Here is a 25,385-nt window from a genome sequence, read left to right as displayed (position 1 = left end):
AACGTTACATTAAATATTAAATAAAAAATTTATAATATCACCATCTTGAATGCAATAGTTTTTTCCTTCACTTCTAATTTTTCCTAATGCTTTTACTTTTTTAAATCCTTTATATTTAATAAAATCAGAATAAGAAATCACTTGTGCACGAATAAAACCTTTTTTAAAATCAGAATGTATTTTCCCTGATGCCATGACTGCTGTAGTACCCTTAGAAATAGTCCAAGCTTTAACTTCTTTTATCCCAGCAGTAAAAAAAGTATGTAATTTTAACAAAGTATAACCTAATGAAGCAATAGTATCCAATCCAGACTTTTTTAATCCTAATGTTTTTATGTATTTATTTTTTTCTATTCGATTTAGATGAATCGAGTCCGCTTCAAGTATTATAGATAATGGAATCACTTTAGAATTTTCTTTTTTAGCTATATTATAAATTTTTTCTATATTTTTATTGTCGTCATATAATGGATTATTTGTATTTATTACATACATAACTGGTTTCAAAGTAATTAGTCTCAAATGACTAATTAATAAATATTCTTCTGAACTTATTATTAATGTTCTCAACATATTAAATTCTTTTAAATGAGAAATACACCTTTCTAAAATAAGAATTTCTTTCTTTAATAATGAATTTTCTAAATTGATTCTTTTTTTAACTTTTATCATCTGTGATTCACATAAAAATAAATCAGATAAACACAATTCAATATTAATTATTTCAATATCATTAACCGGTTGAATTTTTCCATAAATATGTGTAATAAGAGGATCATCAAAAAAACGTACAACATGTATAATGGCATCAGTATCTCTAATATGATTAAGAAATTTGTTTCCTAAGCCCTCTCCTTGTGAAGCCCCTTTTACTAATCCAGCGATATCTACAAATTCTATGCAAGTTTTTACAATACGTGTAGACCCAATTATATCTGCAATTTTATAAAGACGATCGTCAGAAATAGGAACCATACCTATATTAGGTTTAATAGTGCAAAATGGAAAATTTTCAGTCGCTGCACATCCTTTGGTTAAAGCATTAAATAAAGTTGATTTTCCTACATTAGGTAAACCTATTATCCCACATTTAAAAGCCATATCGATATCCTATTATACTTATATAATAATTTAAGATAATATCCTATTTTATATTTTTAAGAGGAATCGATTAATTGAACAATTATATTAATTGATTCCTCTATAGCTTTATTAATTAATATATTTTCCTTTCTTGTTGGTGGAGATAATACAAAATATGCCACTTCTTTTTTTTTAATAGGACGACCAATTCCTATTGCAATACGTGGAAAAGATTTTTTTTCATTAAATAGATTAATAATATTTCTTAATCCATTATGACCATTATGACCAATACTATTTTTATATTTAATTATTCCTGGAAATAAATCTAATTCATCGTGCACTACTAAAATATCATTTAAAGTAATATGATAAAAAGCAGCCATAGAAAAAACAGATTTTCCACTAATATTCATATATGTATCTGGTATTAATAAACGAATTATTTTTTTTTTAATTAAAACTAAGCTCGTATATCCAAAAAATTTTTTTTCTTCTTTAAAGGATTGATGATAGCGTTTAGCTAATGTTTGAATATATCGGGAACCAATATTATGTCTGGTTTTATCGTATTTCATGATTGGGTTTGCTAAACCTACCATCATTTTTATGTTATTCAACTCATACCTTATTTAAATTTATGATAAATTCCACTTATAAAAAATTAAAAAATATTCTAAGTATTCATAAATACCACTACTAATAATAATATATGTATTATTTTTTAAAATTAACTTTCAAAACGTTTTAATGCCTCATCCCAATTGACTATGTTCCAAAATGATTTAATATAATCCATTCTTTTATTTTTATATTTTAAATAATATGCGTGCTCCCATAAATCTAAAGATATAATTGGTGTTCCATACATTCTTACAATACTAGTATCCATCAATGGATGGTTTTGATTTACAGTGGTTATAATCGACAAAGAAGAATTATTTTTTACTAACCATATCCAACCAGAACCAAAATGATTCATGGCTATTTTTTCAAATTTTTGTTTAAATTCTAAAACAGAATTAAAATCTTTTTCAATGGCTTTTTTTAAAATCAAACTTAAATTAGTTCCAATTTTTAATCCTTTCCAAAATAAACTATGATTAAGATGCCCTCCGCCATTATTTTGTATAATTGTTCTTTTATTAAGATCAATTTTTCTAAGTTGAGTTATTATCTTATCAATAGATAAATTTAATAAATCTGTTCCAATCAATGCAGTATTTAAGTTATTAATGTATGCTTGATGATGCTTGGTATGATGAATAAACATAGTTTCTTTATCAAAATAAGGTTCTAAAGCATCATATTCATAAGGTAGGGTAGGTAATGTATGAATCATTTTTTTCACTCCATAGATACTTAATAAAATACATTTAAATTAATAATGCTGCATAAAACAATATTAAAATACTAGATTTTATTATTATTTAATATAAAAAAATGTTATATTAAATAGATAATTATTTTTATATTCATAAAATAAATGCTATATTTTCGTAAAATTAATATTTTTACCATATATGGTATTAATACAATCATGAATATACGTTTATTATATCCAAATAAAAAAATAAAATACATTTATTCTTTTTTAAAAAATTATAATAACACTATATAAATAATATCATACTAATATTTTTATATGAGATTTAGATGTCTATAAATCAAGAATGCAATTCATTGAAAAAAAGATTCCGTGGTTTTTATCCCGTAGTAATAGATATAGAAACAGCAGGATTTAATTCACAAACAGATGCACTCTTAGAAATAGGAGTTCATACATTAAGTATGGATCAACAGGGGTGGTTAAAAAAAGAATCTTGTTTACATTTTCATGTAATTCCATTTAATGGGTCTTCTATTCAACCAGAAGCTATTGCTTTTAATCGTATAGATCCATTTAATCCATTAAGAGGTGCAATAAGTGAACAAGAAGCATTATATGATATAATTAAAAAAGTAAATAAAGGTATGGAAATTGAAAATTGTACTCGTAGTATTATAGTTGCGCACAATGCAAGCTTTGATCATAATTTTATTATGGCTGCAATACATAGAATAGGAATAAAAGATCATCCTTTTCATCCATTTGTCACATTTGATACAGCAACGTTAAGCGGATTAGCTTTAGGACAAACTGTATTAGCAAAATCATGCAAAGCTGCTGGATTATTATTTGATAACAAACAAGCTCATTCAGCCCTATATGACTCTCAAAAAACCGCTGAACTATTTTGCGAATTGGTAAACCGTTGGAAACGATTAGGAGGATGGCCTTTAATATAAATTATTTTTTATACATATTATTTTTAATAGTATTAAACTTATTGCAAATAATACCATTATATACGTTCGTCATATCCACTATATATTTTTAAAATATATAAAATATATAGTAGACATGACATTCAATATTCGAAAAATGGTGTTATTGATAACAATCGTCATATCTACTTTTTTTTAAAAAAATATTATTTATCTTTTTTATGTTTTTTTACCGTTTCTGTAATTAACTTTTTAAGGGTCCCTTGTCGAAGCATCTCCATAATAATATCACATCCTCCTATTAATTCACCACCTATCCATAGTTGAGGAAATGTTGGCCAATTAGCATATTTAGGTAATTCAGCACGAATTTCTGGATTTTTTAAAATATCTATGTATGCAAATTTTTCTCCACATAAAGATAATGCTTGTACTGCTTGAGCGGAAAAACCACAATTTGGTGTATCAGGTGTTCCTTTAATATAAATTAAAATGATGTTTTCTTTAATTTGACGCTCAATTTTTTCTATAATACTCATGTTTAAATTCCTAAAGATATTCTCAATATAATTACTGATTTTAAGTTTTATTTAAATATTACATATTATTAAATAAATTTATAAATATCGTTATTATAACAATATCTACAAAAAATAATATATCTTAAATATCACTTTAATTATTTAAATAAAATATACCGTAATACAAATTTTAATTTTTTTTAAATAAATAAATAACTAAGTATATATTTAAAATATCTACTATATTGATAAATAATAAAATTATATCCACCATAAAAATTATAAAATAAAAATAATATATAGACTATTTTATTTTATTTTGTCATACTAGACAAAATGGTTTTGGGGCTGTTTTGGATTCGACAAGATTATCAAAAACTCAAGTGCATGCCGAGGAACGGTTTGCCTCGTTAAAAGCCGTACAAAAATAAATGCAAAAAAAGAACACTACGCTTTAGCAGCTTAATAAACTATCTAAAGCCCTTCTATCAAATTTATTCTCTTAAAATTAGATATTTAAAGAAGGTAAAAATATAAGAGATGCGTAAGAATTTTTTAATATTTCATGTAGTAAATTTAAATTAAGATAGAATCTTATTCTTCGTCTATAAAAATAAGAATTTTTAAAAAAGAGACTAAGCATGTAGTACTTAAGTCGTAGAAATTTTGGACGCGGGTTCGACTCCCGCCAGCTCCATATATTTATATTTTATATTGTAAAATAATTAATAATAAAATATAATAATCAATTAATTAAAAATTTTTTTTGACCAATTTAATTTCGAATTTAATGTATCAAAATAGTTATAATTTTTAGGATGAATAAAATTTAGATAATAATGACTACGACGAATAAATATCTTATCTCTGTTACCAACAGTAAATACTCTTTGACTATCACAACTTATTTTTAAATTATTATCAGAATCAGGAAACTTTAAAAATATTGTACTAGCACTACTAATAACTAATGGACGAGAAGATAAAGTGTGAGGAAACATAGGAACTAATACTATTGCATCTAAAGATGCTGATAAAATTGGACCACCTGCTGAAAGAGAATAACCAGTAGAACCAGTAGGTGTAGAAATAATTAAACCATCTGATCTTTGAGAAAAAGCAAAAGATTCATCAATATACACTTCAAATTCTATCATGTGAGCTACTTTATCAGCATGTAATACCACTTCATTTATAGCAGTGTTAATATAACATCCTCCACATTCCTGACATATCTGAATTTCTAATAAGAAACGATTTTCTACCACATATTTTCCTGATAATACATCTGATAATTGTGTCAACGCTGTATCAGGATTTAAATCGGTAAGAAAACCTAAATTTCCTCTGTTAATCCCAATAATTTTTATATTATAACTGGATAAAACATATCCTGCGCATAATAAATTACCATCCCCTCCTACCACTATTGCTAAATCGCAATATTGACCAATTTGTGATACTGTTCCAGTGGTAGGTTTTTTAATCGATAATAATTTCTCAGCAATTTTATATTCAATCATGACTTCATAACCATTTTTTACTAACCAATCATAAAGAATTTTATGTGTTTCTAATGCCTGAGAATTACGAGGAAGACCAACTAATCCTATATATTTTAAAAATGGTTTCATATATTTTATCTTCCTATTACTAAAAAAAGTTTTTTACTAAAATAATCTTGAAAATTTTTTTATAACCCTCATATTACACTAATTAACAAAATTAATATAAAAATAGGAACCATGATGGACGATAAAAAATCAATACTAAAAAATGAAAAAAAAGAAAATAATATTAAAGAAGCATGTCATTCTGAACAAAGAAAAAATTTAAATCAAATAGATGATGAAAATAAAATAAATATACTTAATGAAAAAGAAAAAATAATAGATTTAGAAAAAAAAATACTGAACATTAAAAATGATATCACTGATATTCAACTACGAGGACAGGCGGAAATAGAAAATATAAGAAAAAAAAGTAAAAATGACATAACAATAATTAAAAACCAACAATTAGAGGAATTTTCAAAAAAAATACTCCCTATTATTGATTCTTTAGATGAAATATTTATAATAGCTTCTAAAAATAAAATTCAAGACACTCTTATGATACAAGGAATTTTTTTAACCTTAAAATCTATGTTAAGTATTATTTCAAAATTTGGAATCAAAAGAGAAGGGGAAAAAAACAAAATATTTCAACCACATTTACACCAATCTATATTAAGTAAAAAATCTACGAATCTAAAATCTAATCATATTGTTTCTGTCATTAAACATGGCTATACATTAAAAAATACCGTATTAAGAAAAGCTATAGTTGAAATATCTCTTTAAATATAGCCATATATCATTCATTAAATGAACTATATTACTAAAATAAATAGTTTATTTGCCGTTATGCAAACCAATTAATTGGTCTTTTACCCTGTTTTATTAATATCTGATTAGTTTTAGAAAAATGTCGGCATCCAAAAAATCCACGATAAGCTGATAAAGGTGATGGATGCGACGCCTGTAAAATATAGTGTTTATTGCCATCTATAATACCCACTTTATTTTTTGCATGACTTCCCCATAATAAAAAAACAACACCGTATAAATATTTATTTATTACTTCAATTACTTTATCTGTAAAAAATGTCCAACCAATCTGAGAATGAGAACCTGGTTTTCCAGATTCAACTGTCAAAATAGTGTTCAATAATAAAACACCTTGTTTTGCCCAATTTTTAAGCAATCCATTTTGAAATACATAATTTAATAACATATCATTAGATATCTCTTTGTATATATTCTTTAAAGAAGGTGGAATTGTTGCTCCTATATTCACAGAAAAAGCTAAACCATGTGCTTGATTAAAATTGTGATATGGATCTTGTCCTAAAATTACTACTTTAATAGAACTAAACTCAGTTAAAAGAAACGCTGTAAAAATTTCCGAATGAGGAGGATATATTATTTTTTTTAATCTTTCTTTAGATAAAAAACGGATAATATCTAAAAAATATTTTTTTTTTTTCATTTTTTAATAAATATTTCCAATTCAAAATATTATTTGACATTATTGCTCCAATATTGATAAATATAATAATATTTTTATAATATATATTCATATATTATAAAAATATTATTTAAAAACGCAAAAATTAATTATATCTAATATTAATTAGATTAAATTTCAAGTTTCATTTAAAATAAAATAAATATATATCGTACTATTATTTATATAATAAAATAATGAGGAAATATAATGGTTTTAGTTACCCAAAAAGCACCTGATTTTACTGCTCCAGCAATTCTACATAACGGTAAAATTATCGAAAATTTTAATTTTAAAAAATACACTTCCAATAAAGCTACAATATTATTTTTTTGGCCCATGGATTTTACATTTGTATGTCCATCAGAAATTATAGCATTTAATCAATTTTACGAAGAATTTAAACAACGTGACGTAAAAATCGTTGGCGTATCATTTGATTCAGTATTTGTACATAACGCTTGGCGTAATACTCCAATAAACAAAGGTGGTATTGGAGAAATTAAATACACAATGGTTTCAGATTTAACAAGAAATATACAAAAAACATATGATATTGAACATCCCCATTTAGGTATGGCACTAAGAGCATCCTTTTTAATTAATAAAAACGGTATAATTTGCCATCAAGTAATTAATGATTTACCTTTCGGTAGAAATATAAAAGAAATGTTACGTATGGTTGATGCCATGCAATTTCATGAAAAAAACGGCTCAGTCTGTCCTGCTCAATGGGAAAAGGGTCAAGATTCTATGGAAGCTTCTCCTTCTGGAGTCTCTAAATACCTCAGTAAAAATAGAAATTATTTATCTTAAATCTATAAGATAAAATCCTTACCAGATATTTAATATTTTTTTAAAATATGCATTATATAAAACAAAATGTTAAAAAAGCTGCATAGCAATTAACAAAAAATATAATGCATATTTATGCTTATTCTTACTGATTATTAAATAAAATTACTATCATCTGATACATCAGTATCGGTATCTATATCAACATCATTTACCATATCATCATCATTAATATTTTCATGAAAATTAGCATTGTTGTGGTTAATATAACGCCCATGAACATCTTGATGATCTATATGAGAATCTAAATTAGCCGTTGAAGAATCATTTACATTATTAAATAAATCTTCTCCAGAATTTTTATGTTGGAAAAGATTCATCAACATATTACCCATAATCATACCACCAGCAACACCAGTTGCTGTTTGTAAAGCGCTTCCAAGAAAACTGCTAATATGTCCAGAACTATTGTTCGTTCCTATGTTCCCTGACGGTATATTATTAACTGGTAAAGAATTATAATCCTGTTTTCCAGATGAATTTCCCCAAGTATTTTTTATATTATTTGGTGCAGATGTAGAATGATTAGAACCGAATAAACCAGATAAAAAACTAGTAGTACTATTCTTTTTTTCTTTATCTTTTGTTAATAATATTTCAGATTCTAATTGATTTATTCGTTCATTAAGTTTCTTAATCGCCTCTTCTTGTACCAAAATAATTTGAGTCATGTAATATGGCGCATTATTTTGTTTCACCAACAATTCTTGAATTAATTTTTCAGCTAATACATCGCGAACAGAAGATTTTTTTTCTACATCTTCTAATCTATTAAATAAATCTTCTATTAAAATTTTCTCTTTTTGTTCCATAATCAACCTATTATCAATATTTTATATTTTAAAAAATAACGGATACTCTTTAAGTGTTCATGTTTCTTAATGAATACAATGAATATTGTAAAATACAAGAATATTAACTATTCTTATATATAAAATATTTATATATCCATATAATAAAACTAATCACTACATTACCATAGAATATACCAAAATAATGATTTTTTTATTTATATAACAAATAATCAAATACATTTGCTATTTTTAAAAAATTATTATCAGTAATAAATATACTGCGTATTATAATTTCAACATATATTAAAATAAACAAATTGTTTATATGTAATGAATATTACTAAAATAACACTAATCTATTTTATTTAAAAAATATATTTTTAATATATATAGAATTACATTAATTACTAAATATGATAACATAATTTCTTGTAAAAAATAAAAATGAATATAATTCCTTTATACTTTTAAAAATATTTCTTTAAACTAATATTTATCTTTTCATTCACTGCATTTATCCATTATGGTATCATTTACTACTTTTAATCCTATAAATAATTTATAAAGAGATGATACCTCTATGAAGGATCTTAATAAAAAAATTGTAAAGGTCGATATTGAAGAAGAGTTAAAAAATTCTTACTTAGATTATGCTATGTCTGTAATTGTTGGTAGAGCTTTACCAGATGTTAGAGATGGTTTAAAACCAGTACACAGACGCATATTATTTGCCATGAGTGTATTGAACAATGACTGGGATAAACCATATAAAAAATCAGCAAGAGTGGTGGGAGATGTAATAGGAAAATATCATCCTCATGGTGATTCAGCTGTATACGATTCAATAGTTAGAATGGCTCAAAATTTTTCATTACGTTATATGCTGATCGATGGACAAGGTAATTTCGGATCTGTAGATGGCGATTCAGCTGCTGCAATGCGTTATACAGAAATAAGAATGTCTAAAATTGCGCACGAATTACTAAAAGATTTACAAAAAAATACTGTTCCATTTATACCTAATTATGATGATACCGAGCAAATACCTGCAGTTCTACCGACTAAAATACCTAACCTTCTTATTAATGGTGCATCAGGAATTGCAGTAGGTATGGCTACTAATATTCCACCACATAATTTAATTGAAGTTATAAACGGATGTTTAGCTTACATTGAAAATAATAATATTAACTTAAAAAAATTAATGGAGTACATACCAGGACCAGATTTTCCTACAGCTGGAATAATAAATGGTCGGTCAGGCATAGAAAGGGCGTATAAAACAGGAAAGGGTAAAATTCATATTCGAGCACGCAGTACAGTAGAAACAAATGTAAAAACACAAAAAGAAAGTATCATTATAAATGAAATTCCTTATCAAGTAAACAAATCGCGTTTAATAGAAAAAATAGCAGAATTAGTCAAAGAAAAAAGAATTGAAGGTATTAGTGCATTGAGAGATGAATCTGATAAAGAAGGCATGCGTATTGTGATTGAAATTAAAAAAGATGCAATAGCAGAAGTAGTCTTAAATCAATTATATTTACTCACACAACTACAAACTTCTTTTGGTATTAACATGGTTGCTTTATGTCAAGGACAACCAAAAACCTTATCTCTAAAAGAGATATTAAAATCTTTCATTTTACATCGTCAAGAAATAGTTACTCGTCGTACGATTTTTGAGCTAAAAAAAGCACGTAAAAAAGTTCATATTCTTGAAGGTCTTATTATTGCGTTATGTAATATTAATAAAATAATTGAACTGATCAGAAAAACAAAAAATTCGTCTACAGCCAAAACTTTATTAATGACTAATATATGGAACTTTGAAGAAAATATTTTTTTTCATGATAAAAAAGAAAATAAAGTATCATTATTAAATGATAAAAAAAAATTTACCTCTATTAATAATAATCAACATTTACTTAGTGAAATACAAGCACAAGCTATACTAGATTTACGTTTACATAAATTGACAAACTTAGAAAAAGAGAAACTGATAGAAGAGTATAATGCTATTAAAAAAGAAATTTTTAAATTAATTAATATTTTAGAAAACCCTAAACGTATGACTACTGTCATCCAAGAAGAATTGATAATTATTAAAAATACTTTTGGGGACCCAAGAAGAACAAAAATTACTTCTAATACTGCAGATATTAATATGGAAGATTTAATCACTCAAGAAGATGTTGTAGTAACTCTATCACATTCAGGTTATGTTAAATATCAACCCTTATCAGATTATAATGCACAAAAAAGAGGAGGTAAAGGAAAATCAGCGGCAAAAACAAAAGAAGCAGATTTTATAGAAAGTTTATTAGTTGCTAATACTCATGACACTATTCTTTGTTTTTCTAGTACAGGAATATTATATTGGATGAAGGTATATCAGTTACCTGAAGCTAGTAGACTTGCACGTGGTCGTCCCATTATTAATCTTTTACCTTTAAATAAAAAAGAAAGAATAACAGCAATACTACCAGTACAAAAAAATCAAGATAACAGTATTAATATTTTTATGGCTACTGCAAAAGGAATAGTAAAAAAAACTGCTTTAAGCGAATTTAGTAGACCACGTAGTAAAGGCATTATTGCTATTCATTTAAAAGATAATGATGAATTAATCGGAGTCTCTTTCACTAATGGAAATAATAATATTATGTTATTTACTGCTACCGGAAAAGTAGTTCATTTTTCTGAACAATCGGTTAGAAAGATGGGACGTACGGCTGCAGGAGTTAAAGGAATTAAAACCTATAAAAAAGACCAAGTGGTATCTTTAATCGTACCTAACGGAAAAGGAAATATTTTGACAGTAACAGAAAATGGTTATGGAAAAAGAACTAAAATATCTGATTTTCCTATTAAATCAAGAGCAACACGAGGTATAATCGCTATTAAAATAACAAAAAAAAATGGAATAATGATTGGAGCTATTCAAGTACTGGATAACAATCAAATAATGATGATAACAAATGCCGGCACTTTGGTAAGAACCAGAGTATCAGAAGTCGGTATTTTAGGAAGGAATACACAAGGTGTGATTTTAATACGTACTACAGAAAAAGAAAAGGTAGTGGCCTTACAAAGAGTAAATGAATCTTATTTATCCGAACAACTCAATACGCCAAATGTAAAATAATATTAATATATTTTAATACTATTTTTAAAAAAGTATATTTAAATTTATTTTATATTTTTTATTTTTTAATAATCTTATTTCTAACATTAATATAAATTAAAAAAATTTTATAAAAAATAAAATATTAGCATTACAATACTATTTTTCTTCTTTAACATAATAAATATTTAAGCAAATTAAAAATTAAATATTAAAAAATAGGTATATGTCTCACATGCATCATAGTTTATTCATTACAAAAAGAGATGGTAGAAAAGAACCCATTGATTTAGATAAAATTCATCGAGTTCTAAATTGGGCAGCAGAAGGTTTAGACAATATTTCTGTATCTCAAGTAGAATTAAGTTCACAAATACAATTTTATAATGGAATTAAAACTATCAATATCCATGAAACTATCATTAAAGCTGCTGCAGATCTGATTTCTGAAGATACACCAGATTACCAATATATGGCTGCTAGATTAGCTATTTTCCATCTTCGAAAAAAAGCTTATGGTCAATTTGAACCTCCTTTATTATATACACACGTAAAAAAAATGGTAGAACTAGGAAAGTATGACAAACGTTTATTAATTGATTATTCACCACAAGAATATATAATTATGAATTCTTTTATTAATCATTGGAGAGATATGAACTTCTCGTATGCAGGTGTGCAACAATTAGAAAAAAAATATTTAATACAAAATAGAGTAAACGGAAAAATTTATGAAAGCGCTCAATTTCTTTATATTCTTATCTCTGCTTGCTTATTTTCTAATTATCCTTCAAAAAAAAGAATGCAATATATTCAAAAATTTTATGATGCTATTTCCACTTTTAAAATTTCCTTACCCACACCTATTATGTCAGGTGTGAGAACTCCTACTCGTCAATTTAGTTCTTGTGTACTGATTGAGTGTGCAGATAGCCTTAATTCTATTAATGCGACTAGTAGTGCCATTATTAAATACGTTTCTCAAAGAGCAGGTATAGGTATTAATGCTGGTCAAATTCGAGCAGTTGGAAGTCCAATTAGATCTGGAGAAGCTTTCCATACAGGCTCTATTCCTTTTTATAAACATTTTCAAACTGCAGTAAAATCTTGTTCTCAAGGTGGGATTAGAGGTGGTGCAGCCACTTTATTCTATCCTATTTGGCACTTTGAAGTAGAAAATTTACTTGTATTGAAAAATAATAGAGGAATAGAAGAAAATAGAGTACGACATATAGATTACGGATTGCAAATTAATAAATTAATGTACGAACGTATGATACTAGGAAAAAATATTACTTTATTTAGTCCATCTGATGTACCCGATTTATATGATACTTTTTTTTCTAATCAAAAAACTTTCGAAAAATTATATGTTCAATATGAACATAATATAAAAATAAGAAAAAAACATATAAAAGCAATGGATTTATTCTCACTTATCATGCAAGAAAGAACATCTACTGGACGTATATATATTCAAAATGTGGATCATTGTAATACACATAGTGCTTTCAATCCTGATATTGCACCAATTAGACAATCTAACTTATGTTTAGAAATTACGTTACCAACAAAGTCTTTAAACGATATTCATGATAAAAATGGTGAAATAGCATTATGTACCCTTTCTGCTATAAATTTAGGAAGTATAAAAGATCTTAACGATCTCGCAGATCTGACAAAACTAGTGGTTAGAGGACTAGATGCAGTACTTGATTATCAAGATTACCCATTATCAAGTGCTAAAAGAGGAGCAAAAGGGAGACGATCTTTAGGGATAGGGGTAATTAATTTTGCATATTATTTGGCAAAAAATGGAGTTCGTTACTCAGATGGATCTGCAAATAACTTAACACATAAAACTTTTGAAGCAATACAATACTATTTACTGAATGCATCCTGTGAACTTGCAAAAGAAAAAGGACCTTGTCCTTGGTTTCACCATACTACTTATTATCAAGGAATTTTACCAATAGATACTTATAAAAAACATATTGATACCATATGTAGTGAACCGCTGCATTTAAATTGGGAATCGCTTAGAAAAAAAATAAAAAAATATGGTTTGCGTAATTCAACACTATCAGCAATTATGCCATCTGAAACATCATCACAAATTTCTAATGCAACAAATGGAATAGAACCACCTCGCGGTTATATCAGTATTAAAGCATCAAAAAATGGTATGTTACGTCAAGTTATTCCTGAATATGAAAAACTAAAAAGTAATTATGAACTACTTTGGAACATTCCAAACAATAATGGTTATTTACAATTAGCAGGTATTATGCAGAAATTTATAGATCAATCTATTTCTACTAATACTAATTATGATCCATCATTATTTCCTAACGGGAAAATACCTATGAAACAATTGCTAAAAGATCTACTTATTGCTTATAAATTAGGACTAAAAACATTATACTATCAAAATACTAGAGACGGTGCAGAAGATAATCAATCCATTTTTGAAATATCTGCAACAGATGAAAATTGTGATAGCGGCGCTTGCTCAATATAGAACAACACTATGATAAAAAACTATTATATTAAAATAATAAAATAATCTATATTATATCGGACGATATTATCATGACCTATACCACATTCTCAAGAAAACAAAATAATCAACTACATGAACCAATGTTTTTTGGACAACCAGTAAATATTGCTCGATATGACCAACAAAAATATAATATTTTTGAAAAATTAATAGAAAAACAACTCTCTTTTTTTTGGAGACCTGAAGAAATAGATCTTTCTAAAGATTTTATCGACTTCCAAAATCTACCTAAACATGAAAAACATATTTTTCTTAGTAATTTAAAATATCAAACACTACTGGATTCTATTCAAGGTAGAAGTCCAAATGTTGCTTTTTTACCAATAGTATCCATTCCAGAATTAGAAACATGGATACAAACATGGTCTTTCTCAGAAACTATTCATTCGAGATCGTACACCCATATAATAAGAAATATAATACATGTACCATCATTAATATTTGATGATATTGTTACCAATAAAAATATCTCATCACGCGCAAAAGATATTTCACGTTATTATGATGATCTCATTACAATGACTAGTTATTGGCATCTTTTAGGAGAAGGAACTTATTTTATCAAAAATAAAAAAATTAATATCAATTTAAATTTGTTGAAAAAAAAATTATATTTATGCTTAATAAGCGTAAATGCATTAGAAGCAATCCGATTTTACGTGAGTTTTGCTTGTTCTTTCGCTTTTGCAGAAAGACAAATTATGGAAGGAAATGCAAAAATAATTAGATTAATAGCTAGAGATGAAGCATTACATTTAAATGGAACCCAACATATTTTAAATATTTTAAAAAACAATAAATATAATGAATCGATGCAGGATGTTATATTAGAATGCCAAGATGAAGCATTTCAACTATTTAAATTAGTCGCTTATCAAGAAAAAAAATGGGCTGAATATTTATTTCAAGATGGTTCTATGTTAGGATTAAATAAAAATATCCTTTGCCAATATATAGAGTATATTACTAATATTCGAATGAAAGCCATAGGATTAAAAACACCATTTAAAATAAACACTAATCCTATTCCCTGGATTAATTTTTGGTTAAATTCAGATCACGTGCAAAACGCCCCCCAAGAAGTAGAACTAAGTTCATATTTAATAGGTCAAATTGATTCACAAATTAGCGATTTTGAATTTAGTGATTTTAAATTATAAAATATGAAAAACATTAATATCCAAATACATAATAAAAGTTATAAAATAAAATGTAACAAAAAAAATAAAACTATTTTAGAAATACTAGAATCACATAATATAATAATTGAATATCAATGCCGACAAGGATACTGCGGATCATGTAAAATGTATTTAATTAAAGGCACAGTTATTTCCTCTTCTAAATTTCAACCAATAGCTTATCTGAATCCAGGAGAAATTTTGCCTTGTTGTTGTAAAATCCAAGATAATATTGAAATCAAACTTTAAACATAAAAATAAATAACTAAGAATAATAGTATTCTTATTTATATTTATATAGATTGAATTGCTGTTATTGCAATAGTGTAGATTATATCTTCAACCATTGCACCTCGTGACAAATCATTTACTGGTTTTTTCAATCCTTGTAGAATCGGACCAATAGCAATGACTTTAGCTAAACGTTGCACTGCTTTATAAACTGTATTACCTGTATTAAGATCTGGAAATATTAATATATTAGCATAACCAGCGACACATGATTTAGGTGCTTTCACAATTGCAATTTCTGGAATTGTGGCTGCATCATATTGAAGTGGTCCATCTATAATTAAATCTGGACGTCTTTTTCTTGCTATAGATGTAGCCTCTCTTACCTTATCTACTGTCTGACCAAATCCAGATGTATACGTCGAGTACGAAATCATAGCTATTTTAGGATCTATTCCAAATAATTTAGCAGAATCTGCCGATTGAATAGCAATATCAGCTAATTCTTTCGCATTAGGTTCAGTATTAATTGCACAATCTGCATATATTAGTACTTTGTTTGATGTTAGCATAAAAAATAAAGACGATACCAAAGAAATAGCATCTTTCATTTTAATTAATTGTAACGCAGGTCGAATAGTATTTGCGGTTGTATTTATTACACCAGAAACCATACCATCAACATCATTATTTTCTAACATTAGAGTTGCTAAAATTATATTATTTTTCATCATTTCTTTAGCATATAAAAAAGTCATTCCTTTATGACTTCTTAAACTAACCAAACGGTTAATATAATTATTTCTTATTTTTTTAGGATCAATAATATTATTAGTATTTTCTAAATCAATACCGTCCTTTAATGCTAAATCATATATTTTTTTAGGATTTCCTAATAATATACAATCCGCTATACCTTTTTTTTGACAAATAGATGCAGCTTGAATAATCCGACTATCATAACCTTCAGGTAATACAATTCTTTTTTTAATTTTATTAGATAATTTTATTAAATGATAAGTGAATAAATTAGGCGATACATTTTTATTTAATACAACGGCATTATGTAAAGAAGATAACCAGTTACGACAAATAAAACCAGAGACATAACTTTTTATTTTTTCTATTTTAATAGAATCTTTATAATTAACTTTTAAACTAAAAAAATGTAATTTTGATAATATTTGTATTGTACTAGCGTCTATAGAAAAAATAGGGATACCAGTATCCCTATAATAATTAAAAAAAATAGTATTGTGATAATCATCACCTTTTATTCCAGTTAAAATTATAGCAATAATATTATTTTTTTTTATCTTATCCAAATATATATTGTGTATATACTTACATTGATCAAACGAAACAATAAAAATAGAATTTAACGTTTTTTTATCTTTTAAATTAAACAAATCTTGATCAAAATATATAATATTTTCTATAAAACAACAATTTATTATACCTGTATCAATGATATGCATATTAAAACATTGAAATAAATAAATTATTGGTATCTTTACTAATTCTATAATACACGGAATAACTGCTAATACTCTCAACTTATTTTTTTTAAAAAATAGATTTTTATTTTTATAAAAATTATCATCTTTATTTATTTTTTTATTTTGACTATTTATAATCAAACCTGAAGTCTTTATATGTCTATCCTCTTTAAAAACTCTTTTTAAAAAATAAGTACATTCTACAAAAGAACTATTCAGATAGTCATCTTCTTGCATAATAAAAACTATTTCAGCATTTAATATTGTAGCAATCTTATAATTTAATGTGTTGGATAATACACCTATTTCCGTAGATCTAAATCCTTCAATAACTAAAATATCGTATTGATTTTTATATTTATAAAATTTAGAAACAATTTTATCTATCAATATATCGGTATAATTTATATTAAAAAAAGATTCTGTATAAATTAATTTAATCGGTTCTATACAAAATATAGAATCATTCTTAAGAATTAAATTTGTAGTATTATTAATAATTTTATTATTATCATATCTAACAATAGGTTTAAAAAAACAGACTGTTAAATTTTGATCTGTTATCGCCTTTACTAATCCAATACCAGAAGTCGTTATTTCAACATTTTTACCTATTGGTATTAACATTATCGTTCGTAACATCGAATACCTCTCATATTTTTAAAAATATAAAATCTATAAAAATATTTATTTTGTCTTGTTTATTACAGTCATAGTTTCCTGCGCTATAATCCAATCTTCATTGCTGGGAATAACTAAAACTGGTATAGTTCCTTCTACATTAATATTGCTATAAAAACCCGACCTCACAGTTAAGTTACGAGAAATATCCATTTTAACCCCTAAAAAAATTAATTTAGACAGAGTTAATTCTCTAACTAAACATGAATTTTCTCCAATACCACCTGTAAATATAATAGCATCTAATCGACCTTCCATTAAACAAGTGTAACCCGAAATATATTTCGCCAGACGATGACAAAAAATATTAATAGATCTTTTTGCATTTTTATCACAATAATATTTTTTTTCTATGTAACGTAAATCACTACTAACACCGCTTAATCCTAATAAACCAGAATCCATAGTTAAAATTTTATAGATATCCTGTAAATTAATACCTAACTGTTTATTTATAAAAAAAATAATAGCAGGATCAATATCCCCACTACGAGTTCCCATTACTAAACCTTCTAAAGGAGTTAAACCCATTGAAGTATCTACACAAACACCTCGACAAATAGCAGCAACAGAAGCTCCATTACCTAAATGACATGAAATAATATTTAATGATTTCAATGATTTATTTAATATCTTTGAAGTCTTATAAGTAATATATTGATGACTAATACCATGTGCTCCATATCTTCTTATACTATAATTTTTATAAAAAAAATAAGGTATTGCATATAAATATGCAGTTTCTGACATAGTTTGATGAAAAGCTGTATCAAATACTGCTACATTTTTTCTAGATAAAGAAGGAAAAAGATTTAAAGTTGTTTTTATTCCATAAATATTTGCTGGATTATGTAATGGCGCAAAACAAGCAGCTTCTTCTATGAATTTAATTACTTTATTATTAATGATAACAGATTTTCTTAGCTTCTTTCCCCCATGCACCACGCGATGTCCTATAGCTACTATAAATTCAAATAATTTTTTTTCTTTTTTTAAAATATTCTCGATAATAAAATTAATAGCAGTTTTATGAGCAATTTTTTCATTTAAAATATGTTTATATTTAATTCCATTATTACTCCAAGTAACACATGATTTTGATGTTAACAAAGAATCTACCATACCAAATAAAAATTTTTTACCATTATAAGGATGAATTACAGAAAACTTTAAAGAGGAACTCCCACAATTCAATATTAATACTAATTGTTTCGACATTTATTTTCCTATATGATAAAAAATAAAACTAGAAATTATATTTTTAATAAAAAAATTTATTTAAAAATTAGTTTTTACTACAAAATAGTAATTATTATTATTTTAATATTATTATATTATTTCTCAAAACTTTAATTGGTAAAGGATATTATTAATACATAAATATTTAATTGTTTAAAAAAATATAAAATTGTAAGAAATTATTATTACAGTGTTGAGCATAAAAACTAAAATAAATAAAAAATATGAAATCAAATCTATCTCTAAAAAATTAAAATATACTTACAGATATACAGTAATGTTAAATCATTAATTATTATTAATAATGAAAGTTAATAAAAATTACATTTAATAAGAAAATGATATAAAATATCTATTGATACATTAAAACACCAATATCAATATTAAATTCCAAATTATTTCTGTAAGCATACTTAATGGACAAAAATCAGATAAACAAAATTATCTTTAAATAATTAATTTTACTAATCTAGAAAATGAATTCACTTTTAATATAAAGCATGCTATTTGAAATAGTGAACTATCATTAAAAAATTAGGTATTATAACATCTAGTTATGTTAAAAGAAATGAAAAAAAAGAGAAAAAATGAAAGTACTATATAGTATTGCTTCTATGAAACGTTATAGTAGTAGGAAAACAACATAATTCAGAAAATAAAAAAACTTATTCACTAAATATTCAAATAGAGGAAGCGATATTAATCTTGTCGCTAACCTTAAAAAAATCAGGGAAGGACCTTACTAAAAAGCTGAATTTCAATTTAATCTTTATCTTAAAGATCTTACCAAAAATCTCAAAGAAAGAAGTCGTTATCTAACAGATGAAAATATTTTAGAAATTAAATACTCTAATATAGATTATTATTTAGAATAGGGAAAATAAAAATAAATATCTCTAATATAATTAAATCTATGTTTATAAAAAATATAAACGAATATTTAAAATTATTTAATTCTATTAATAAAAATGTTTTCATAATACTAAAAATATAAAAAATATTTATATTTAACGTTTTTAAAAAAAATTTAAAATTAATAAAATCATATTAATTTTCATTACACTTATTTTAAATATTCAATGCAATATAATCTGCTTTTGTTCAATAGAATGAATTTGTACTTTTATAATTTCACTAATCGGATCTTCAGGACAATGTTCCACAAAATAAATTAAATCTGTTAAAGCAATGTGATTACATTCTAACTGAGCATAAATTAAACCCCGATCACGAATTTCATAAGGATCATCTGGACTGATATTGAGTAATACATTACTCACATTTAATGCTAACTCCATTTTTTTTTCTTCCATTAACGCAGATTTTAAAGTATCCAGGATTTTTCTCATCACTGCAATAGAGTCGGATTCATCTAAATCATTTTCATATAATTCTGCTGTTGGACTAATATTCCCCTTTAACCAAACCCCTAGAATATGCTCATCTAAAGTTTCACCATTAAAAGGATTTATTAACCATACTTCATTATTATTTTTGTCAGAACGTAAAATTAATTGAGTTGGAAAAATAACAGGCATCAAAGGTAATTCTAACTGCTGAGCAATATGTAATAATATCACTCCCAGTGATACAGCTGTTCCCTGACGTGTTTTTAATACACAATCTAACCACAGTACATCTGATAGTAAATATTTACCATCAGCTCCTCCAAATCGCCAATGATGATAAAACAGTTCAATTAATTTCTTTAACTGATTAGTTTTATTAGTTTCATTAGATATATACGATCTAGCTTCATCTACTCTCTCTTGTAATTCAAAAAAAACATCTTTCGTAGGAAAATCTTTACGAATAGTCTGAAAGATAGTTATAATAGTTTCACAAAGCGGTGATTTAGAAAAATTCATATTAACAAATGATGTCATATTATTCCCAATAATAATATTTTATAACTTACTGTAGATATATGATTTTAAAAATAAATCGACTAAAATACGTTTTCCTTCTTCGCATTAAATACTAGTTTTATTTTTCAATTTAATATTTTACGTGTATCCATATTACGGATTATCATATCATAAATATTTTAATTAATAAAAATGAAAAATATAAATGAATATAATTTACATGCAAATATTTATTTGCAAATAATTCATAATTACTGTTACATTTAATTTAATATATTCTTGAAGAATATAAGTTTTATTTTTAAATAATAATCATTATATTTTTATATATTTCTTCCAATAGTAATACGATCGTTCCCAGAATAATCTTTATAAGATGCTATTTCTAAAAAATCATAATACTTGAATATATTTTGAACTTCATTTTTTTGATTATACCCATGTTCAAGTAATAACCAACCAGAGTGAGTTAAATATTTTTTTGCATTCTTTATAATATATTCAATATCTGATAATCCATTATTAGATGATATTAAAGAAACAAAAGGTTCAAAAAAAATATCTCTTTCTAAAAGATCAATCTCATCTAATTTAATATAAGGCGGATTACTAACAATTATATCAAATTTTTCTATTGAAAATATAGAAAACCAATTACTATAAAAAAAATTTACATTTTTTATTTTTAATCTATTAGCGTTATATTTGGCTAAATTAACAGCTTCTGTTATACAATCAATACCAGTAATATCACAATCAGGTCTCGTTTTAGCTAAAGATAAAGCTACCGCTCCACATCCGGTACCTAAATCTAATATCTTACATGGAGAATTATTCATTTTTTTTAAACTGTATTCTACCAAAACCTCTGTATCTTCTCTAGGAATTAATACAAACTTTGAAACAAAAAAAGTCAATGACCAAAATTCTTTTTTTCCTAATAAATATGCTATTGGTTCTCCTAACATACGACGTTTAAGCAAATTATTTAATTTTTTTAATATTTTCATATGTAATTGACATTCTTCATGTATAATTAACCATGTCTTAGATTTTTTTATAATTCCAGTTAATAATACTTCTGCCTCTAGTTTTAAATATCCGATACTAGATAGTTGTATTTTTGCAGAAAGCAACCAATCACGAATATTCATGATATTTATCAGATAAACTAGCAAGTAGTTCTGCTTGATGCTCTTGAATTATAGGATTAATGATAAGATCTAAGTGTCCTTGTAATATTTCATCTAAACTGTACACAGTTAAGTTAATTCTATGATCTGTAACTCTGTTTTGTGGAAAATTATAAGTTCTAGTGCGATCGGATCTCTCTCCAGATCCTAATAAATTACGACGAATTAATGAATTTTTTTCATGTAATTTTGTTTCTTCAGCAGCATGAATACGAGCTGACAAAACTGATAAAGCTTTGGCTTTATTTTTATGCTGTGAACGCTCATCTTGACATTCCACTACATGCCCTGTAGGAAGATGAGTAATTCTAATAGCTGAATCAGTAGTATTTACGTGTTGTCCACCCGCTCCAGAGGAACGAAATGTATCTATTTTTAAATCACTTGGACGAATAATAACTTTCTTTAATGTAAGAACCTCAGGCATTACAGCTACTGTACATGTTGAAGTATGAATACGACCTTGTGATTCAGTTTTAGGAATCCTTTGTACGCGATGCCCTCCAGATTCAAACTTCAATCTTCCGCACGCTCCTTTCCCTTTAATTTTAGCTATAATTTCTTTAAAACCACCTTTTTCACTTTCACTGGTACTGATTACTTCTGATCTCCACGATTGAATTTCAGCGTATCGTATATACATACGCAATAAATCACCAGCAAATATTGCGGCTTCATCTCCACCTGTCGCAGCACGAATTTCAATAAAGCAACTATGAACGTCATAAGGATCGTTAGGTAATAATAATTTTTTTAATTTTTTATCCAATACTTCTGCTCTTTGCTTTACTAAAAATAATTCTTCTTCAGCTAAAATACGCATTTCGTTATCACTTAGTAATAACATAATTGATTCTATTTCTTTTTGACTTTTTTTCCAATCTATAAAACAACGACTAATTTCAGATAATTTTAAATATTCTTTAGATAAAGCGCAAAATTTATCTGGATTTGATATTAGATTAACTTCAGAGAGCATAACCTCTAATTCTTCATAACGATCTTGTAGATGTTGTAATTTAACAATCATAGATTTGTTCATTAATATAATACCTTATCAAATACCATCATATATTATTAAAATAATACATCAATCACAATATAACTATTCTGGTTTTTATATAAAATTAATTATATTTAAATACATAAAAAATATTTTATTAACATTTACTCCTTAAAATCTTTAATAAATATTCTATAATAGAAAAATTCTAGAATACTGATTTAAAATTTACATATCTATATATTTTTTTATATTTTAAATAATCACTTACATATTAATAAAAAACTACTTTCAGATAAAATCTATAACTATAGAAATAATATTGCTATTATTAAAAAAACGATTTATTACTTTCAACGAAAATTTATTTTAATAATTAATATTATATGTACGTAATGGCATCATATTTACACATATATCCCGTTTAACCATCAATTTAAAAAACTCCTTCGATAATACTATTGATAAAAAATGTAAAAATTTTACCACTATCTCAAAAACTTTATTGAGATAACAGAATCTGTTATTTGAAAACTATATTTACAAAACAACGCATAATTATTCAAATAATACTAGAATCAATCTTTATTAAAAATAAACAGTAATATTTTTAATAATAAATTAAGATATGGCTAACCTAAAAACCTCTTTGATATTAATTCAACACTAATTAAAGACAAAATATTTATTTTGCTTAAAAACATTGAATAACGTTTAACGTTATTTCTTTTATTTCAGAAAATATCTTTAAAAAATAAGAGAGAATAATATTCTTTAATAAAAAATAACTTATTAATACAAATATCATGGTTTTAAAAAATAGTAATGTCATTCATACGAAATGATACATTGATCAGTCATATATAAAAAATAATTTTAAAAAACCATTTTAAAAAAATATAAAAATTTCTTATAAAAAACCTCTTACTGTTTTTAATATGTTACTAACTTTTATAATTAGAGATAATGATCTTATTATTTCTAAATCTAACAATAAATAACACATTTGTCAGTATTTTAGATTAATGCTTATTAATTTAATTATTTATATTTCATAAAAAATAATTTTTATTTTTATTAAAAAAATGATTATCATATCCAATATATAATATAGCATTATCATCAATAGTAAAATAAATTGTGGTATATAAAATATTCAAATTATAAACATTAAAAACATTCTTGTGGCTAACAAATCAATTGAGGTTGATCTTGTGTCTAATATTAAATTATTTTCTGGTAATGCCATACCTAATTTAGCAAAATCTATTGCTAAACGACTGTATACCAATTTAAGTAACGCATCAGTAACTAGATTTAGCGATGGAGAAATAAGTGTACAAATAAATGAAAATGTAAGAGGAAGTGATGTATTTATTATTCAATCTACATGTGCTCCCACTAACGATAATTTAATGGAACTACTTGTCATGGTTGATGCATTAAGACGTGCTTCTGCAGGTCGTATTACTGGAGTTATACCATATTTTGGATACGCCAGACAAGATCGTCGTGTACGTTCTGCTAGAGTACCCATAACAGCAAAAGTAGTAGCAGATTTTTTATCTAGTACCGGAGTTGATCGCGTTCTTACTGTTGATTTACATGCAGAACAAATTCAAGGATTTTTTGATGTACCTGTTGACAACGTTTTCGGTAGTTTAATTCTGTTAGAAGATATGCTTAAAATAAACTTTAAAAATCCTATAGTTGTCTCTCCAGACATTGGTGGAGTAATACGTGCTCGGGCAATAGCTAAATTGCTAAATGACGTAGATATGGCTATTATTGATAAAAGAAGACCTAATGCTAATACCTCTCAGGTAATGCATGTCATAGGAGATGTAAATGACCGTGATTGCGTATTAGTTGATGATATGATAGATACTGGAGGAACTTTATATAAAGCAGCAGAAGCTCTTAAAGAAAGAGGAGCCAAAAGAGTGTTTGCTTATGCTACACATGCTATTTTTTCTGGAAGCGCTATAGAAAATTTAAAAAAATCTGTTATCGATGAAGTCGTTGTTTGCGATACAATTCCTTTGTCTAAAAATATTCAATCGCTGTCACATGTCAGAACTTTAACTTTATCTGGAATGCTAGCAGAAGCTATTCGTAGAATTAGTAATGAAGAATCAATATCTGAAATGTTTCAACATTAAAACTGTAAAATATATTTACTTTGTAAGTACATTAAAATACTTAATGATTTTAGTGTACTAAAAATAAAG

General features: G+C 25.6%; 19 protein-coding genes, 1 other RNA gene and 1 pseudogene. 9 read left to right on the top strand and 12 right to left on the bottom strand.

All coding sequences use genetic code 11. The features are described from left to right. Window positions 1-9: 9 nt before the first annotated feature. From ychF to AB4W65_RS00885, 3 genes are all read right to left on the bottom strand, one after another. Window positions 10-1,101 carry a redox-regulated ATPase YchF gene (gene ychF / locus AB4W65_RS00895; RefSeq protein WP_367673744.1) on the bottom strand — a complete coding sequence of 364 codons (1,092 nt, stop codon included), beginning with the start codon at window positions 1,099-1,101 and terminating at the stop codon, window positions 10-12. Window positions 1,102-1,157: 56 nt separating this feature from the next. After that, window positions 1,158-1,688 (bottom strand): aminoacyl-tRNA hydrolase, encoded by a 531-nt coding sequence (gene pth, locus AB4W65_RS00890; RefSeq protein ID WP_367673815.1) that lies wholly within the window; start codon window positions 1,686-1,688, stop codon window positions 1,158-1,160. Between the two features lie 125 nt (window positions 1,689-1,813). Continuing rightward, complete coding sequence (locus tag AB4W65_RS00885; protein WP_367673743.1) at window positions 1,814-2,425, bottom strand: Fe-Mn family superoxide dismutase; 612 nt, start codon at window positions 2,423-2,425, stop codon at window positions 1,814-1,816. Between the two features lie 314 nt (window positions 2,426-2,739). On the opposite strand from AB4W65_RS00885, the gene rnt reads away from it, so the two are divergent. Beyond that, window positions 2,740-3,372: a ribonuclease T gene (rnt, locus tag AB4W65_RS00880; protein ID WP_367673742.1), complete on the top strand. Its 633-nt coding sequence runs from the start codon at window positions 2,740-2,742 to the stop codon at window positions 3,370-3,372. Window positions 3,373-3,557: 185 nt separating this feature from the next. Here the strand turns inward: rnt and grxD are convergent, their stop codons facing one another. After that, window positions 3,558-3,890, bottom strand: coding sequence for a Grx4 family monothiol glutaredoxin (gene grxD, locus AB4W65_RS00875; protein ID WP_367673741.1), 333 nt, complete (start codon window positions 3,888-3,890; stop codon window positions 3,558-3,560). A gap of 326 nt (window positions 3,891-4,216) precedes the next feature. Here grxD and ssrA point away from each other — a divergent pair. Beyond that, window positions 4,217-4,572: a transfer-messenger RNA gene (gene ssrA, locus AB4W65_RS00870) on the top strand. Window positions 4,573-4,621: 49 nt separating this feature from the next. Here ssrA and nadK read toward each other — a convergent pair. Continuing rightward, the gene (nadK, locus tag AB4W65_RS00865) at window positions 4,622-5,506 is read right to left on the bottom strand and encodes an NAD(+) kinase (protein ID WP_367673740.1); all 885 of its coding nucleotides are present in this window, start codon (window positions 5,504-5,506) and stop codon (window positions 4,622-4,624) included. A gap of 111 nt (window positions 5,507-5,617) precedes the next feature. On the opposite strand from nadK, the gene grpE reads away from it, so the two are divergent. Beyond that, the gene (grpE, locus tag AB4W65_RS00860; RefSeq protein WP_367673739.1) at window positions 5,618-6,214 is read left to right on the top strand and encodes a nucleotide exchange factor GrpE; all 597 of its coding nucleotides are present in this window, start codon (window positions 5,618-5,620) and stop codon (window positions 6,212-6,214) included. A gap of 61 nt (window positions 6,215-6,275) precedes the next feature. Here grpE and ung read toward each other — a convergent pair. Further along, window positions 6,276-6,942 (bottom strand): annotated as a pseudogene (gene ung, locus AB4W65_RS00855) (uracil-DNA glycosylase). A gap of 188 nt (window positions 6,943-7,130) precedes the next feature. Here ung and AB4W65_RS00850 point away from each other — a divergent pair. Further along, the gene (locus AB4W65_RS00850) at window positions 7,131-7,736 is read left to right on the top strand and encodes a peroxiredoxin C (protein ID WP_367673738.1); all 606 of its coding nucleotides are present in this window, start codon (window positions 7,131-7,133) and stop codon (window positions 7,734-7,736) included. Between the two features lie 134 nt (window positions 7,737-7,870). Here AB4W65_RS00850 and AB4W65_RS00845 read toward each other — a convergent pair whose 3' ends face one another. Then, window positions 7,871-8,587, bottom strand: a complete 717-nt coding sequence (locus tag AB4W65_RS00845) for a DUF2076 domain-containing protein (RefSeq protein WP_367673737.1) — start codon at window positions 8,585-8,587, stop codon at window positions 7,871-7,873. Between the two features lie 562 nt (window positions 8,588-9,149). Between AB4W65_RS00845 and gyrA the strand changes: the two genes are divergently transcribed. The 4 genes from gyrA to yfaE all read left to right on the top strand — a co-directional run bounded on the left by gyrA (window position 9,150) and on the right by yfaE (window position 15,689). After that, window positions 9,150-11,717 carry a DNA topoisomerase (ATP-hydrolyzing) subunit A gene (gene gyrA / locus AB4W65_RS00840; protein WP_367673736.1) on the top strand — a complete coding sequence of 856 codons (2,568 nt, stop codon included), beginning with the start codon at window positions 9,150-9,152 and terminating at the stop codon, window positions 11,715-11,717. A 214-nt stretch (window positions 11,718-11,931) separates the two neighbouring features. Beyond that, complete coding sequence (gene nrdA, locus AB4W65_RS00835; RefSeq protein ID WP_367673735.1) at window positions 11,932-14,217, top strand: class 1a ribonucleoside-diphosphate reductase subunit alpha; 2,286 nt, start codon at window positions 11,932-11,934, stop codon at window positions 14,215-14,217. 71 nt (window positions 14,218-14,288) lie between these two features. Next, entirely contained in the window at window positions 14,289-15,419 is a 1,131-nt protein-coding gene (nrdB, locus tag AB4W65_RS00830) for a class Ia ribonucleoside-diphosphate reductase subunit beta (RefSeq protein WP_367673734.1), read from the top strand. Window positions 15,420-15,422: 3 nt separating this feature from the next. Continuing rightward, entirely contained in the window at window positions 15,423-15,689 is a 267-nt protein-coding gene (gene yfaE, locus AB4W65_RS00825; protein WP_367673733.1) for a class I ribonucleotide reductase maintenance protein YfaE, read from the top strand. Window positions 15,690-15,733: 44 nt separating this feature from the next. On the opposite strand, the gene pta is transcribed toward yfaE, so the two are convergent. The 5 genes from pta to prfA form a co-directional block, all read right to left on the bottom strand. Further along, window positions 15,734-17,812: a phosphate acetyltransferase gene (gene pta / locus AB4W65_RS00820; protein WP_367673732.1), complete on the bottom strand. Its 2,079-nt coding sequence runs from the start codon at window positions 17,810-17,812 to the stop codon at window positions 15,734-15,736. A gap of 45 nt (window positions 17,813-17,857) precedes the next feature. Next, a complete protein-coding gene (locus AB4W65_RS00815; protein WP_367673731.1) occupies window positions 17,858-19,069 on the bottom strand; it encodes an acetate kinase in 1,212 nt (403 codons plus the stop codon). Between the two features lie 1,097 nt (window positions 19,070-20,166). Next, window positions 20,167-20,976, bottom strand: a complete 810-nt coding sequence (gene sirB1, locus AB4W65_RS00810) for an invasion regulator SirB1 (RefSeq protein ID WP_367673730.1) — start codon at window positions 20,974-20,976, stop codon at window positions 20,167-20,169. A gap of 305 nt (window positions 20,977-21,281) precedes the next feature. Next, window positions 21,282-22,112, bottom strand: a complete 831-nt coding sequence (prmC, locus tag AB4W65_RS00805; RefSeq protein ID WP_367673729.1) for a peptide chain release factor N(5)-glutamine methyltransferase — start codon at window positions 22,110-22,112, stop codon at window positions 21,282-21,284. Beyond that, the gene (gene prfA / locus AB4W65_RS00800) at window positions 22,099-23,193 is read right to left on the bottom strand and encodes a peptide chain release factor 1 (RefSeq protein ID WP_367673728.1); all 1,095 of its coding nucleotides are present in this window, start codon (window positions 23,191-23,193) and stop codon (window positions 22,099-22,101) included. The genes prmC and prfA overlap by 14 nt, the downstream gene beginning before the upstream one ends. A gap of 1,175 nt (window positions 23,194-24,368) precedes the next feature. On the opposite strand from prfA, the gene AB4W65_RS00795 reads away from it, so the two are divergent. After that, window positions 24,369-25,316: a ribose-phosphate pyrophosphokinase gene (locus tag AB4W65_RS00795; RefSeq protein ID WP_367673727.1), complete on the top strand. Its 948-nt coding sequence runs from the start codon at window positions 24,369-24,371 to the stop codon at window positions 25,314-25,316. Window positions 25,317-25,385 lie beyond the last annotated feature (69 nt).

The organism is Buchnera aphidicola (Pemphigus populi) (assembly GCF_964058935.1).
Taxonomy (GTDB): Bacteria; Pseudomonadota; Gammaproteobacteria; order Enterobacterales; family Enterobacteriaceae; genus Buchnera_C; species Buchnera_C aphidicola_D.
This window is presented reverse-complemented; position numbering and strand designations above follow the sequence as displayed.

Bases quoted from the DNA above. Each gene is read 5' to 3' on its own strand.
- ychF (WP_367673744.1), bottom strand. From the start codon at position 1,101: ATGGCTTTTAAATGTGGGATAATAGGTTTACCTAATGTAGGAAAATCA.
- pth (WP_367673815.1), bottom strand. From the start codon at position 1,688: ATGATGGTAGGTTTAGCAAACCCAATCATGAAATACGATAAAACCAGA.
- AB4W65_RS00885 (WP_367673743.1), bottom strand. From the start codon at position 2,425: ATGATTCATACATTACCTACCCTACCTTATGAATATGATGCTTTAGAA.
- rnt (WP_367673742.1), top strand. From the start codon at position 2,740: ATGTCTATAAATCAAGAATGCAATTCATTGAAAAAAAGATTCCGTGGT.
- grxD (WP_367673741.1), bottom strand. From the start codon at position 3,890: ATGAGTATTATAGAAAAAATTGAGCGTCAAATTAAAGAAAACATCATT.
- nadK (WP_367673740.1), bottom strand. From the start codon at position 5,506: ATGAAACCATTTTTAAAATATATAGGATTAGTTGGTCTTCCTCGTAAT.
- grpE (WP_367673739.1), top strand. From the start codon at position 5,618: ATGATGGACGATAAAAAATCAATACTAAAAAATGAAAAAAAAGAAAAT.
- AB4W65_RS00850 (WP_367673738.1), top strand. From the start codon at position 7,131: ATGGTTTTAGTTACCCAAAAAGCACCTGATTTTACTGCTCCAGCAATT.
- AB4W65_RS00845 (WP_367673737.1), bottom strand. From the start codon at position 8,587: ATGGAACAAAAAGAGAAAATTTTAATAGAAGATTTATTTAATAGATTA.
- gyrA (WP_367673736.1), top strand. From the start codon at position 9,150: ATGAAGGATCTTAATAAAAAAATTGTAAAGGTCGATATTGAAGAAGAG.
- nrdA (WP_367673735.1), top strand. From the start codon at position 11,932: ATGCATCATAGTTTATTCATTACAAAAAGAGATGGTAGAAAAGAACCC.
- nrdB (WP_367673734.1), top strand. From the start codon at position 14,289: ATGACCTATACCACATTCTCAAGAAAACAAAATAATCAACTACATGAA.
- yfaE (WP_367673733.1), top strand. From the start codon at position 15,423: ATGAAAAACATTAATATCCAAATACATAATAAAAGTTATAAAATAAAA.
- pta (WP_367673732.1), bottom strand. From the start codon at position 17,812: ATGTTACGAACGATAATGTTAATACCAATAGGTAAAAATGTTGAAATA.
- AB4W65_RS00815 (WP_367673731.1), bottom strand. From the start codon at position 19,069: ATGTCGAAACAATTAGTATTAATATTGAATTGTGGGAGTTCCTCTTTA.
- sirB1 (WP_367673730.1), bottom strand. From the start codon at position 20,976: ATGACATCATTTGTTAATATGAATTTTTCTAAATCACCGCTTTGTGAA.
- prmC (WP_367673729.1), bottom strand. From the start codon at position 22,112: ATGAATATTCGTGATTGGTTGCTTTCTGCAAAAATACAACTATCTAGT.
- prfA (WP_367673728.1), bottom strand. From the start codon at position 23,193: ATGAACAAATCTATGATTGTTAAATTACAACATCTACAAGATCGTTAT.